This window comes from Pedobacter sp. GW460-11-11-14-TSB4, assembly GCF_059423705.1.
In genome coordinates this window covers 1-14,872 of record NZ_JBWKYI010000016.1, presented here as the reverse complement: position 1 = coordinate 14,872, position 14,872 = coordinate 1, and the positions used below count along the sequence as shown (strand labels likewise).

Here is a 14,872-nt window from a genome sequence, read left to right as displayed (position 1 = left end):
ATCTTTATAAAATGAATACGATTACTAAATATTTTTGCTTATTTCAACTGTTGAGTGTTACCTGTTTTGCGCAGCAGCGTACAAAACCAGTGGCCGTAGAACCGGGAGTTTCTCTAACATTGGCTAACGCCAGAAGCGCAACAATAAGTAATATTCAATACAAGCTTCATTTTACTGTACCGACAGCACAGAATGCATTAATAGAATCAACTGAAACTATTGATTTTAAGTTAAATAAGTTAATTGATCTACAGGTCGACTTTAAGCAGGATTTAGATCACATAAAACAAATATCGGTTAATGGAAAAACCATACCAGTCGATTTTAAAGCAGAACATATCCTGGTAAAACAGGAGTATTTAAAAGTCGGGAATAACCATGTTGAAATCGAATTCATTGCTGGTAACGAATCATTAAACAGAAATAAAGATTTTTTGTATGCGCTCTTTGTTCCTGATCATGCCAGAACTGTATTTCCTTGCTTTGATCAGCCTGATTTAAAGGCTAACTTTTTACTTTCGTTAACCGTTCCAACTGACTGGAAGGTAATGGCTAATGCGATTAAAAAAGATTCACTGGTACAAGGCAATTCGACCACTTACCATTTCAATAATTCGGATAAATTACCCACCTATTTATTCTCTTTTACGGCAGGAAAATACAGCCTGATAAACCGGGAAATGAAAAATAATAAAATGGAATTTCTACACCGGGAAACGGATTCAGCGAAAATTAAATTCAGTGTAGATTCTGTTTTTGTCGCACATCGCGATGCCATCGATTTTTTAGAAGACTGGACAGCGATAAAATATCCTTTCCAGAAAGTAGGTTTTGTCAGCATTCCTGATTTTCAGTTTGGTGGTATGGAACACCCTGGAGAAGTACAATATAAGGCATCCGCATTGTTTTTAGATCAGGGGGCAACTAAAGATCAGTTTATTTCGCGTTCAAATCTGATTTCGCATGAAACGGCACATATGTGGTTTGGCGATCTGGTCACTATGAAATGGTTTAACGACGTTTGGATGAAAGAGGTTTTTGCCAATTTTATGGCCGATAAGGTAACCGAAAAATTAATGGGCAAGTCTACTTTCGACCTTAAGTTTTTACAAGACCATTATCCGGCAGCTTATGGGGTAGATAGAACATTGGGCGCTAACCCCATTCGACAGCAACTGGATAATTTACAGGAAGCGGGATCGATGTATGGAAACATAATTTACCATAAAGCACCCATTATGATGCGTCAATTGGAGTTACTGATGGGCAAGGAGAATTTTCAGCAGGGAATAAGGGAATACCTGAAAAAATACAGTTATGGCAACGCTACCTGGAATGATTTGATCGCCATTTTAAGTAAATACAGTAAAAGTGATCTCCTGAGCTGGAATAAAGTATGGGTAAATGAACCTGGCAGACCAGTTTTTAGTTATGATATTAAATACAATGGAGATAAAATAAGTAATTTAAGCTTAAATCAAAACAGTGAGATGGGGCAAGCCAGGGTATGGCCACAATCATTCACGGTTAAGCTGGTTTACCCAACCTATAGCAAGGTTTTGGTGGTCAGCGCGAAGACTGCTAAAACAGATTTAATGGAGGCAAAAGGTCTTCCAAAACCAAAGTATATTTTATTTAATGCAAACGGTGCCGGATATGGCCTTTTCCCAATCGATCAGGAGATGATGGCAAATCTTTATCATCTTGAGGATCCCTTAGAACGTGCATCGGCTTATATCAATGCCTATGAAAATATGCTTTCGGGCAAAGGTAATAAGCCTAAAGCGCTTTTAACAGTGTTTTTACAGGGATTGGCAGTTGAAAAAAATGAAATGAACCTTAGGTTGATTACGGGATACCTCACTAATATTTACTGGACTTTTCTTACTGCTGAAGTACGGAATGGTATGTATGAAAGCGTGGAGAAAACAATATGGAATGCAATGGAGCAGCAGCCAATGCAAAATAACAGGAAGATTTTGTTCAATGCTTATCAAAATGTGTATTTAAGTGCCGATGCCGGGAAACGCATGTATGATATCTGGTTCAGGCAAACTGCACCAAATGGAATTAAATTGTTAGAGGATGATTATAATGCAATGGCTTTAACACTGGCACTTAAAACTGATACCGCAAACACCATCCTGAAAGCGCAGTTAGAAAGGACCAAAAATGAAGACCGTAGAAATCGGTTGATTTATTTAATGCCCGCATTATCTTTAGATGTGAAGGAAAGAGGTCAATTCTTTAACGCTTTAAAAGACCGGAAAAACCGTCAGAAAGAAGCCTGGGTAACTACGGCTTTATCTTATCTGCATCATCCCATCAGGCAAAAAACAGCTATTCATTATCTGAAAGAAAGTTTAGATTTATTGGAAGAAATACAGAAAACAGGGGATATATTTTTTCCGCAATCGTGGCTGGCTGCTATTTTTTCCAGTTATAACAACAAAGAAGCAAATGCAGTGGTACAGGATTTCTTAAAATCACATCCTGCTTACAACTCAAAATTAAGGGATAAAATTTTGCAGACAACAGATAATCTTCGCCGGGCACAGGTCATTCTACATTAAGCGCCAATGTAAATAAATTTGTTACATACAGGTTTAAGAAGAATTTATACTTTTGTCGCGAGAGCGTTAATTTAGATTGAAAGGGGTAAACATGAATTTGTTTGCCCTTTTCTTTTACGAGTAATCGTCATGCTGAATTTATTTCAGCATCTTTCCTGCAAAATAAATCCTGAAATGAATTACCTGCGGTGAGCTCGCTAATGTTCTTCACTTCTTAATGTTTAGGATACTTTTAAATGAGGCAGTGTATTTTACCACCTAAGCCACCTGAGATCATCTGAGTTTTTGGAATCGTGCTTAGAAACGTTAACCTTCTCTACCAAATAATAATGGGTTGTGGCACTAATTGAAAGATTCTGTTTGACTATTTAGGTCGTCTAATAAACTGTTTAATAAAATGTCTCTTTTATCTTCAATTGAAGCATCATCCTGGATCAAAACGGTAAGGTTCGTATTTTCTGTTGTTTGAGTTTGCATATAAGGCTGCGGTTAATGTTTGTCAATTAAATGTCTACCATTATCTAACGTCGATTTTAGAATATAGTTTGTAACTTTTTTAATTGAGTAGCAGCGTTTACACCTACGATTGGAAAAATCACTCCGAAAATAACTTAACTCTGGTCATCCAGGACCTGTAGTAAATGATTTAAGTCTTCTTCTGTATTGTAATAATGGAAAGAAATCCTTGTACCGGCTCCTCTTGGCGAACAAAGTATTTTGGCAGCAGCAAGTTTATCCACTGTTTTTTGATCTAAAGGCATACTCATAATGGTCGATTGATACTTCCTGTCAAGCGTCCAGTCAGGGATTAATCCTCTGGAATTTAATTCCAGCCTGGCCCGATTACAAAGCGTTTGCGTGGTTTTTTCAATCCAATCAAAGCCAAATGAACTAAGATAATTTAAACTTTCGTTTAAGGTGCCGAAGTTTAGGGTATCTAAATGGCCAGGTTCGAAACACATCGATAAATGATCTTTTCCTTTTAAAAATGGTGCTGTTGGCAGTTGGGCCAATTTGTTTTTGGTGAAGACCGCATCTTTCATCTGATCAGAAAGAAATGCGTAGCCATTACCATAGCCTGCTAAAAGCCATTTGTATCCGCTGCCAATCAACGCGTCTAAACCCGTTTTTTCAAAATCATAAGCAGTAGTACCCAAAAACTGCGTGCCATCGCCAACCAATAAAAGATCAGGATAAGTGTTTTTTAGTTTCCGGATAAAATCATCATCCATCCTAAGTCCACTAATGTATTGTACCATGCTAAACGCCAGTATAGTAGGTTTGAACTTCTCAATGGCGTTAATGATGTTTTCTTCAAGCTTTTCATCGATGGTTATACTATGATAATCGAAACCCATGCTGATTACCGGATAACTTACCGATGGATATTCCTCTTCTAAAAGTAAAAAACGATGACTTTTATCCAATCCGCTCAATAAGATATTGAAACCGACTGAAAAATTTTGAACGAGATAAGTATTGTCTGGTTTTGAGCCAAAAAGCTTCGCTATATTATTTCTGAGGTCGGTAATAACCGGCAGATTTTCCATTCTGAAAATGCTTCCGCCAGCAATAAATGCTTCGTCATGTTGAGTTCTCCATGCTGCCAGATTGGTCGATAAAATGCCCGAATTGGCGGTGTTTAGGTAAGTATATTCTTTGAGGATCGGGAAAAATAGGTTCATGCTCAAATTTAAAAGAATTCTGTATTAAAAAAATAATTCAGGCGTCAAGTTAGCCGCTCAAAACATTGATGGGCAATTTCATATTCTTCGTTGGTTGGAATAACCAGGATTTTTACTTTAGCGCCTGTTTTATTAATTTCTTTCAACGCTCCATGGTAGGCTGCATTTTGATTTGGATCTAATTCAATACCCAGATAATCGAGTGCTGAACAAACGGCCTCACGCATATTGCTGTCGTTTTCACCCACACCTGCTGTAAATACAATGGCGTCTATACCATTTAAAATAGCCGCATAAGCGCCAATAAATTTTTTGATCCTGTAAGCATACAGTTTTAATGCTAAAATTGCAGCTGCATTTCCTTCGCTGACCATTTTTCTGATATCGCGCATGTCACTTGAGCCACCTACACCTAAAAGTCCTGATTGTTTGTTAACCAGGGTACTTAACTGCTCTAAAGTATATCCTGAATGTTCCATTAAATGAAAAATAACCGACGGATCGATATCTCCAGAGCGTGTGCCCATCATTAATCCGCTTAGCGGGCCAAATCCCATACTGGTATCTATCGATTTACCATTTTTAATGGCTGTGATGCTGCAGCCGTTACCTAGGTGTATGCTGATGATTTTACTTTCAGCCTTATTTAACCATTTAATGGCTTGTTCGCTTACATATTTATGGCTGGTGCCATGAAATCCATATACCCTGATGCCATGTTCTTTGTAATACCATTCCGGAATCGCATAACGATAAGCCTGTTCCGGTATGGTTTGGTGAAATGCCGTATCGAATACTGCAATTTGTTTAGCATTTACAAAAGTTTGCTCGGCTACTTCAATACATTTATAATTAACCGGATTATGCAGCGGAGCAAGTGAAAACAGTTTTTTGATCTGATGTTTTACCTCGTCTGTAATAAGGGTTGCACCTGTAAAATGTTCGCCTCCATGCACTACACGATGGCCAACAGCCGCAATATCATCAGGACTGGCTATTACTGCATATTCCCCTTCAGTGAGTAAAGCTAACACCTGTTTTAAACCTTCACCGTGGTTAGCAATAAAACCAGACTGTTCAATGTTATACTTTTCGTTATTGCGATAAACGCTATGTTTAATAAAGGAGCCTTCAATGCCAATACGCTCTACCAGGCCGCTGCAAAGCGGCGCTTTTTCAGGCATGTTAAAAAGCTGGTACTTTAAAGAGCTACTTCCCGAATTGATTACTAAAATGTTCATATTAAATATCCTGACATTGAATTGCTGTAATTACAACGGTATTAAAAATATCATCTACCGTACAGCCACGGCTCAAATCGTTTATTGGTTTATTTAGGCCTTGCAGCATTGGACCAATGGCTAATGCGCCGGTTTCACGCTGTACCGCTTTATAGGTGTTGTTACCTGTATTTAGATCGGGGAAGATCAATACACTCGCCCTGCCTGCAACCTCAGAACCTGGTAATTTTTGTCTACCCACTAATGGATCTACAGCAGCATCATATTGTATCGGACCTTCAATTTTTAATTCCGGATGCCTTGCTTTTACGATGGCCGTAGCTTCTCTTACGCGTTCTACATCTTCACCTTCGCCTGATGTGCCGGAAGAATAAGATAACATGGCAATGCGTGGCTCAATGCCAAATTTTGCGCTGCTTTCGGCTGAAGAAATTGCGATTTCTGCCAGCTGCTGAGCAGTAGGATTGGGGTTTACCGCACAATCGCCAAATATGGCCACCCGTTCGGGCAGGCACATAAAGAAAATGGATGAAACTACCGATACACCTGGTTTTGTTTTAACAAACTGTAAAGCAGGCCGGATGGTGTGTTGGGTAGTATGAACGGCACCCGAAACCATGCCATCGGCATCACCTTTATAAACCATCATTGTGCCGAAATAAGAAACATCGGTCATCATATCTCTGGCCATTTCGAGGTTTACATTCTTGGCTTTTCGCAATTCATGTAAGGTATTTACATAATCATTGTAATGAGCCGATTGTCCCGGGTTATGTATTTTTATCGTATTGGTATCCAGATTTAATCCAAGCCTTTTAATGGTATTGGTAATTTCGGTTGGATCGCCTAAAAGCGTAATGTCTACAATATCCTGGGTAATGAGTTTCTCCACGGCTTTTAAAATGCGTTCGTCATTTCCTTCCGGTAAAACGATGTGTTTTTTATCGCGTTTGGCCCATTTAACCAATTGATATTGAAACATATGCGGCGTAATGCCCTGATAGCTAAAAGTGATGATTTTATCATCAAGTGCTTTAATGTCGACATATTTTTCGAAAAGCTCTATCGCCACTGCGATTTTTTTCTTGTTTTCGATGGTGATATTCGAGTGAATACCGCCAATCGTAGTAGTGGTTTCGAAAGTGCCTTTTTGTACCGCTATTATGGGGATAATGGTCTGTAAACCTTCAATCAATTTAATAATCGGCTCATCGGGTAAACTGCCAGCAGTTAAAACAATACCCGCAATTTTTGGATAATTGGCCGATAAATTGGCCTGAAGCGCACCAATAATGATATCGCCACGATCGCCAGGCGTAACAATAAGCAAGTTATCTTTAATGTGCCTTAAAAAATTAGGCAACATCATGGCGCCGGTTACAAAATTGTCGACCTGGTTATCCAATAGTTCAGATCCAAAAAGCACTTCGCCACCTAAAGCCAGTGTAATTTCCTTCATCGTTGGACTTTGCAGACCAGTTTCAGTTGGAATAACGGCAATCAGCAGTTCTGCGGGTAATTGATTACTTAAGGCCTGTTTAATACGATCTGCTTCTTCAGGATTGACCATATTGGCCACTACGCCTAATACCTGTACATCGCGCAACAGGAAGTTTCGGTAAATGTTGATGGCAGATTTAAAAAGCTGACTGGCGGTTTTATTTTTCCCGGATACGACAATTAAAACGGGAGCACCCAGGTTTTTGGCCATTAAGGCGTTCGATTCGAACTCAAATGCCATGCCTTCGCCTAAGAAATCGCTTCCTTCAATTACCGTGAAATCATAGTTGTCTTCTAATTTTTTATATTTACTGATAATGGTATTGATAATGGTACCGCTATCTTCAGATTGATGCAACATTTCTTGCCGGGTAAAGGCAAAGGCATCTTCATATTTAACAGGGAGCGAAAAATAATCCAGCATGGCCTCCACATGTTCATCCTTTTTATTGGGATCGTCTTGTGCAATAATCGGTTTAAAATAGCCTACTTTTTGCGTTTTGGCCAATAACATATTGATCATCCCGAATGCAATTACTGATTTTCCGGTATAGGGTTCGGCTGAAGCAATGAATATATTTTTTGTCATAAATAAGGATCAATGTATAGTAATAACCAATTATGCCCAATATAGTTGGAAATATTTATTTTAAAAACTAAAGCAGGTTAAGTTTTAAAGACGGCATAAAATAATTACTTATTCTACACTTTAAATACCATCTATAGGCGAATCGTCAATTACGGATGTGATCATTAAGATCTAAAATTGGCCTGACTTAAATGGTCTTTTAGTTGCCAATAGGATATGATTTTAGGATAGCGGCGTTATGCGTTTGATTCAATCAAGAGTTTTAACATCTTTAAACGATGGATAAGCGGAAGATTCACTTTTGCATCGGGATTGAGTTTTAAGGGCATGAAATGACTTTCCAAAAAGTGCTCGTAATCGGTAATCACATTAGCCTGGTTGAGGTAAATAGGCACCTGTTGTTTTCCTGCCTGGGTAAAAAACTCTTCTAGCTGCTGTACTTCTTGGATGGTCATAATGCAAAGTTATCATTCTATTTTGAGCAGACGGAATTAAATTTATTTGATAGCTGGTATCTGCCTAATGCTCAATCATAATGATTTTAAAATATGGTTAGGTTATAGCCCTGGGTTGTTTCTGTACTAAGAATTTTAGTTTAAATTTGTGCTTCCCTAATAATTGTTTTTAATGGTGTGGCAAGCGCATGGATAATAGTGAAATAAGAAAAGATATTCATCGTGTTGAAATAATCCCGGATGTTTCAGCACTCAAAAAAGAATATTACCGTAAAGAAACGGCATGGCACCGCGATTGGAAGCTGGCCTTCCCACCGTCGTTTAGGGAAGTTGCCTTTTACGATGCGGCCAATACCGATATCCACCGGGCAGACATATTTACCCCATCAGGTTATACCATTGAGTTTCAAAACTCTCCAATAACAGCTGCCGAACTGCACAGCAGAGAGGCATTTTATCCAAATTTGATATGGGTATTAAACGGTAAAAAATTTAAAGGCTTTAAAATATTGAAACATTTGCCTGATGTGGATGATCCGAAACTGAAGGATTATGAGTTCTGCCATTCCGATCACCTTTCGATGGTTAGAAAAGCAGAAATTATACAGGGGCTGCCTAACCCCAAAATACTTAATTTTTACCATCCCGAACTTCAGGGAATTAAACTCACCTCAAACCTATATTCTTTTTGCTGGAAACAACCCCATAGTGTGTGGTATCTGGCTACTGCAAAAATTATTGTAGACTTAGGTGGACATTTTTTGTATGAGCTAAAACAACGTCAGCAGTTAAATGGCAATTACCCATATCTAAAAATGTTGAGTAGAAAAACCTTTATCGATTGGCATACCCCGCCAGAGATTTAAATTAAAATCAGTTAGCATTTATCAGAAATTGCCATACAACCACGTAAGTGATTAATTACAGGATGCAGGTTTGCGAGGTGAACTATTTATTTTCTGCTAAAACTGCTCAGGTTGAAAATAATTGTATGATATGGCTAAACGAGAATCATTTAAATAATAATGGGCATGTTTTTTGGGTTATTTTTTCAAAAATATTAATAATGCAACAATTTAACGCTCCTCAACAAAAATGTATCATTATCGACGATGATCAGCTTAGTATTGATATTTTAAGCAATTTTATCGCCCGAACCGGAGCACTAACGGTTGTGGCAACATATACTGATCCGATCGAAGCTATTCTGGCCGTTAGGGCGATAGGGGAAATAGATTTTTTATTCCTGGATATTGGGATGGAAGTATCAGGAATAGATGTGGCTAAAGTGCTCCGCGATCATGTTCGATACCTCATTTTCGTCACTTCGTACGAAAAATATGCACTTGATGCATTTAACGTTTATTGTGATAAGTTCATCGTTAAACCCATAACTTACCATAAAATAGAGTCGGCGATTAAAGACATTCTCAGAAAAGAAGCACCGCGATAATTAAAAAAGCATTAAATCCAATTCATCTATAGCTCTGCTGCTAATTTGAAACCTGGGGGCTGATACGGTTATTACAATACCGGGTTTACGCTAGATAAACTGGGCTTTTTGAGCAATTAAAAACGGTTGGTAATGCTCAGTTGCTCAGCTAAGTAAGCCGATATCTTCAAAAAAGGCGGTTAACAAAACATAATAATTACTAATTCTTATTTGGACTTGATCTAAATAGAGGCTATATTTGCCGAAAATAAAAATGCCACACGGTTCGGACCCGTGTGGCTAAACCGGAAATCCGGCTCACCTTTAATCTCCATTAAAAGCCATGCAAATTAAGAAAATTTTGCTATTGGGCATACTATGTGCCTGTGTAATTTTTACTTCAGCCCAAAATCGACTATCGAGCATATCAGGGCAAATCAAAACCAACGACGGAAATCCGCTTCCTGGCGTTACCGTTAAAATCCACAAAACCAATTACGTTACATTAACTGGTCCAAATGGGAATTTTAAACTCTCTAATATTCCGGTGGGTAATTATACCGTACAGGTAACTGCAATTGGTTTTAAAACGCAGAAAAAGGAAATTAAGGTAACTGATGGGGAGATAAGCACTTTAAGTTTTAGCTTATCCGAATCGTCAGAGCAAATGGAGACGGTTAACGTAATCGGCAGAACAGCAAATCAGGAAGTAAACAGGCAGGCCTTTAACGTAACGTCTGTTGATGCCAAAAAACTTTACAATACGACACTCGATATTTCTGGTGCTTTAGATCGGGTAGCGGGTATACGCGTAAGAGAATCGGGAGGGGTGGGTTCAAACTTTAACCTTTCGCTAAATGGTTTTTCTGGCAACCACGTGCGGTATTTTATCGATGGTATTCCGATGGATAATTTTGGTTCGTCCTTCCAGATCAACAACATTCCGATTAACGTAGCAGATAGGATTGAGGTGTACAAAGGCGTGGTACCAATGTGGCTCGGATCAGATGCTTTAGGTGGTGCCATTAACATTGTAACGGGCGATCGTTACCGCAATTATATAGATGCTTCTTACTCTTTTGGTTCATTTAACACACACAGAAGCGTCATTAATGCTGCCGTTACTTCAAAAAACGGACTAACCGTTCAATTAAATGCTTTCCAGAATTATTCGGATAATGATTATAAGGTAAATGTAGAAGCATCAGATATCTGGACCGGGGCATATGCGCCAAATGCCTTGCTCAAAAGGTTTCATGATACCTATCATAACGAAACATTAATTGCCAATGTAGGTGTGGTGGGCAAAAGTTATGCAGATAAACTCTTATTGGGTGTTACGGTTGGTCAGAATTATAAAGAAATACAAACCGGTGCCAGAATGGTTTCTGTTTTTGGGGGTTGGCATAGAAGAGGTAATATCTTAATGCCTACCCTAAAATATAAAAAGGAAAACCTGATTAAAGGTTTAGATGTAACCATTAACGCCAACTATAATTTAGGTAATGAGCAGAATATAGACACTTTAAATGTTAGGTACGATTGGTACGGAACATCAAAACCAAATGGCTCAAATGGCGAACGTGCCAGAAGTTTATATAAATACAAAAATAACAATGGTTTGGCAACAACCATGTTAAACTATAAAATAGACGATCATCAATCAGTAGCGCTAAGTAATGTATTTAGTACGTTCAACAGAAAGGGTAGTGATGAATTAAACCCAACAAATGCAGAATATGAAAGGCCAAAGAAAACCAATAAAAATGTTTTAGGCTTAGGTTACAATTTCGATGTAAAGGATAGGTGGAGTGCAACAGTTTTTGGTAAGTACATCAATCAAAACAATGTAAACGGAACCGGCAATAACAGAGGCACAAATAATTCAGGTAAAATGGGTTATGGATCTGCACTAAGCTACTTTGTTAATCGAAACCTGCAGTTAAAGGCTTCTTACGAGCTTACGAACCGGATGCCGGAAGCGCAGGAAATATTCGGTGATGTTGAAAATCAGGATGCTAATCCTAATCTGAAACCTGAACAAAGCGATAATTTCAATCTGGGTACCAGCTACGGTTTCGTTATCAATAAAGATCATAACTTCTCTATTTCCGCAAATGCCATCTATAGAAATGCAACTAATTTTATTTACAACCGGTTAAATCAGAACCAGGCCAAACTGGTAGCAGATAATAGAGATGGAGTTAGGACTATAGGCGGGGATGCAGAAATCCGTTATTCCTATAAAAACTGGTTAAGTGTGGGTACAACTTTAACCTACCAAAATTTAAAAAACCTGCAGAAATACGAGCGAGACCTGAATACAGGAGAATTACTTCCAACCATAAGTCCTGTTTATCTCGACCAGATGCCGAATATTCCTTATTTGTATGGCAATGGAGATATCTCTGTTTCACTAAAGAACGTTGGCAAAGGCAATAATTTAACCATTGGATATAACTTATTGTACGTACATGCTTTCTGGTTGTACTGGCCAAGCCGTGGGGGCAGAGGCGAAGATGCAGCGAAAATGGAAATTGCCCAGCAGTTTAATCACGATTTAAATCTGGTTTACAGTTTGAAAAAAGGACGTTACAACATTGGTTTAGAGGCCAAAAATTTAACCAACGCTGCCTTATACGACAATTTCAGCTTACAAAAGCCAGGCAGGGCATTCTACCTGAACCTCAGATATTTTATCAATACAATCCATAATTAATCCATTAAAAAAAGAATATGAAAACAAATTTTACCAAAGCGTTTATCGCTTTAGCTTTCGCAGCTGTACTTAGTTCTTGTTCAAAAAAAGAAGAAGGAGAAAGCATACCTAATAACCCTGGTAATTTTATCCTTACCGTAACGCCGGTGGCTTCAACTGGCGTTGCAGATTATTTACTTACCGCCAGTGATTTGGAAAAAGGTAGTATTTCTACTGCCGGTAATGGGATCGAGCAGGATGGAACTTATCGCTATTATGTTACCCATAACAACAAATTCTTTAGTTTGCTTTACGGCCAGGGAAACCCAGGTGCAGTAACCACTTATAACATATTATCAGGTAAATTAAACAAACTTTCAAATTTTCAAACGGAAACCGTTCAGGCATTTGCGCCGGTCAACGATGATTTACTATTGTTAAAGATTCCGAGAAATTTAACGACTCCGTTGGCAAACTTTTATCGGGTAAATACAAACAGTCTTTTAATTGCCGGAGAAGGAACCATCGATGCAACAGCTCCTGCCAATAATGGGGAAATAGCACATTTTAGCTGGATTAAACAGGTTGGAAATAAAGTTTATGCACCGTTTTTTTGTATCAACGGTAGCAGATTCTGGACTAAATACCCTAACACCGCCTGGATAGCTGTTTATTCTTATCCCGAAATGAAGTTAGAGAAGGTAATTAAAGATGACAGAACAAGTTTTATTGGCCGGTATTTTACAGATGGGCTAGGTTTGGTCGAAAACGGTGATGTTTATGCTTTTTCTACTTCAGTGGCTGTTGATGACAATACCGAAACCACCGATATACTTACAGATTCTAAAATTACTTCTACCAAACCCTCAGCCATTACCAAAATTAAAGCGGGTACAACTGAATTCGATTTAACTTATTTCCTTGATTTTGAAGCAGCTTCTGGAGGTTATGTCATTACCAACTGGCTTTACATTGGGAATAATAATTTTATTGTAAATGCATCACTTAAAGCCGAAAAAGGTGCTTATGTAGTGGGCAAAACAATCGGTGTATTAAATGTCGTAGATAAAACATTTAAAAAAGTAAGCGGATTGCCTGCAGAAAGTGCGATATCGAGCATCACCACCAACAATTATACACCAAAAGATGGAAAGGTGGCCTATGTAGGTTTTAACTTAAAAGACGGTACCAGCTATGTATATAAAATAGATGCTGCTACACTAACTGCTACAAGAGGCTTAAAAGTAGAAGGCGGATTGATTACTGCCGTTCAGTACTTAAAATAATCTTCATACCAATCATCCCTAAAAACTAAACGAACAGAACAATGGCAACGGTAAACAAAACTATTCCGGCAAAGAAAAAAAATAAAGATTCACTATTTACGAGGATCAACAAATGGCTTCATCTCTGGCTTGGCCTAATATCGGGCGTCATTGTTCTTATTGTTTGTATAACAGGCTGTATCTGGGTTTTTAATGAAGAAATTACAGGCTTATTGGAGCCTGAAACCAAAATTGAAAAGCAAGATAAACCGGTAATTAGCCCCTCACAGCTGAGCGCCATTGCTTTTAAACTTTATCCTGCAAAAGTACCCGCTTACGCCCAGTACCAGCAGGGAAGAGCAATTAGTTTAAACTTAAAGGGGAAAAAGGATGAAGGCAGACGGGGAGGAGGAACGATCTTGAAAATTAATCCCTACACCGGTGAAGTGATTAGTACCGTAGTTCATAAAAAAGGAGAGGTAGATTTTTTTAGGTTTATCCTCAACGGTCACCGTTTTTTGTGGCTGCCTTATGCCATCGGAAGACCTATCGTTAACTACGGAACCATGATATTTGTGGTGTTGTTAATCACGGGGCTAATCTGGTGGTATCCTAAAAAATGGAACAAATCTACCCGCGATAAGAGTTTCAAAATTAAGTGGGGCGCCTCATTTAAAAGGGTAAACCTCGATCTGCATAATGTGCTTGGCTTTTATTCTTTAATCTTTTTGCTTTTTATCGCCTTAACCGGAATGGTTTACGGCATTAAGTGGTACAGTGAAGGTTTATATTGGGTAACCTCTGGTGGTGATAAATTAGGCGATTTTCAACGGTTGGAATCAGATTCCTTAGCCCTTGGTAAGTTTTATACCCCACAGAAAGCAATGGATCTGGCCTGGGAGAAAGTAATTCGCCGTCACCCAAAATCCGAAGGTTTTTATTATAATTTTCCCGATACTTCAAAAGCCAAAGCCACGATCAATATTACGGTTTATCCGAATACGGGGCAGTTTTATAATAATCAGGGTTATACTTTCGATCAGCATACTTTAAAAGAATTTAAGCGCGAAGGTGTTTATTCTATTGCATATGAAGAAGCTGGTTTTGGCGGTAAACTCAGAAAAATGAATTACGACATTCACGTAGGAAGTATTTTGGGCTTTCCGGGTAAAGTATTGGCTTTTTTAGCCTCGTTAATTGGCGCAAGTTTGCCAATAACCGGTTTTCTAATCTGGTATGGACGGAAATTCAAGAAAAAACCAGCTAAAAAAGAACCCGTTTTAACAGGAGCCGGAAATAATTCAGAAGGTTTTAAGCCGAGGGCTAAAATTCCGGTTAAAAAGGTAGAAGAAGTTTTCTAAGGTTCGTCATTTCGAGCAAAGTCGGGATGACGACGATTTGTTAAAAAAGAAAACCCGGACATTTGTCCGGGTT

General features: G+C 38.4%; 11 protein-coding genes. 6 read left to right on the top strand and 5 right to left on the bottom strand.

The window, feature by feature from the left end; translation table 11 throughout:
• Positions 1-11 precede the first annotated feature (11 nt).
• The gene (locus AC07YT_RS15850; RefSeq protein WP_086546553.1) at positions 12-2,573 is read left to right on the top strand and encodes a M1 family aminopeptidase; all 2,562 of its coding nucleotides are present in this window, start codon (positions 12-14) and stop codon (positions 2,571-2,573) included.
• A gap of 342 nt (positions 2,574-2,915) precedes the next feature.
• Here AC07YT_RS15850 and AC07YT_RS15845 read toward each other — a convergent pair whose 3' ends face one another.
• The 5 genes from AC07YT_RS15845 to AC07YT_RS15825 all read right to left on the bottom strand — a co-directional run bounded on the left by AC07YT_RS15845 (position 2,916) and on the right by AC07YT_RS15825 (position 8,043).
• The gene (locus AC07YT_RS15845) at positions 2,916-3,050 is read right to left on the bottom strand and encodes a hypothetical protein (protein WP_478356723.1); all 135 of its coding nucleotides are present in this window, start codon (positions 3,048-3,050) and stop codon (positions 2,916-2,918) included.
• Positions 3,051-3,184: 134 nt separating this feature from the next.
• Positions 3,185-4,258 (bottom strand): aminotransferase class V-fold PLP-dependent enzyme, encoded by a 1,074-nt coding sequence (locus AC07YT_RS15840; protein WP_086546552.1) that lies wholly within the window; start codon positions 4,256-4,258, stop codon positions 3,185-3,187.
• A gap of 44 nt (positions 4,259-4,302) precedes the next feature.
• Entirely contained in the window at positions 4,303-5,499 is a 1,197-nt protein-coding gene (locus tag AC07YT_RS15835) for an acetate/propionate family kinase (protein ID WP_086546551.1), read from the bottom strand.
• 1 nt (position 5,500) lies between these two features.
• Positions 5,501-7,588 (bottom strand): phosphate acetyltransferase, encoded by a 2,088-nt coding sequence (gene pta / locus AC07YT_RS15830; RefSeq protein WP_086546550.1) that lies wholly within the window; start codon positions 7,586-7,588, stop codon positions 5,501-5,503.
• A gap of 236 nt (positions 7,589-7,824) precedes the next feature.
• Positions 7,825-8,043: a DUF6965 family protein gene (locus tag AC07YT_RS15825; protein WP_086546549.1), complete on the bottom strand. Its 219-nt coding sequence runs from the start codon at positions 8,041-8,043 to the stop codon at positions 7,825-7,827.
• A gap of 188 nt (positions 8,044-8,231) precedes the next feature.
• Here AC07YT_RS15825 and AC07YT_RS15820 point away from each other — a divergent pair, with 188 nt between their 5' ends.
• The 5 genes from AC07YT_RS15820 to AC07YT_RS15800 all read left to right on the top strand — a co-directional run bounded on the left by AC07YT_RS15820 (position 8,232) and on the right by AC07YT_RS15800 (position 14,799).
• Positions 8,232-8,909: a competence protein CoiA family protein gene (locus tag AC07YT_RS15820; RefSeq protein ID WP_494945401.1), complete on the top strand. Its 678-nt coding sequence runs from the start codon at positions 8,232-8,234 to the stop codon at positions 8,907-8,909.
• Positions 8,910-9,109: 200 nt separating this feature from the next.
• Complete coding sequence (locus tag AC07YT_RS15815; protein ID WP_494945400.1) at positions 9,110-9,496, top strand: LytR/AlgR family response regulator transcription factor; 387 nt, start codon at positions 9,110-9,112, stop codon at positions 9,494-9,496.
• Between the two features lie 322 nt (positions 9,497-9,818).
• On the top strand, positions 9,819-12,194 hold the full coding sequence (locus tag AC07YT_RS15810; protein ID WP_086546547.1) for a TonB-dependent receptor: 2,376 nt from the start codon (positions 9,819-9,821) through the stop codon (positions 12,192-12,194).
• 17 nt (positions 12,195-12,211) lie between these two features.
• Positions 12,212-13,459 carry a DUF4374 domain-containing protein gene (locus AC07YT_RS15805; protein ID WP_086546546.1) on the top strand — a complete coding sequence of 416 codons (1,248 nt, stop codon included), beginning with the start codon at positions 12,212-12,214 and terminating at the stop codon, positions 13,457-13,459.
• Between the two features lie 41 nt (positions 13,460-13,500).
• On the top strand, positions 13,501-14,799 hold the full coding sequence (locus AC07YT_RS15800) for a PepSY-associated TM helix domain-containing protein (protein WP_086546545.1): 1,299 nt from the start codon (positions 13,501-13,503) through the stop codon (positions 14,797-14,799).
• The last annotated feature ends 73 nt before the right edge of the window (positions 14,800-14,872 follow it).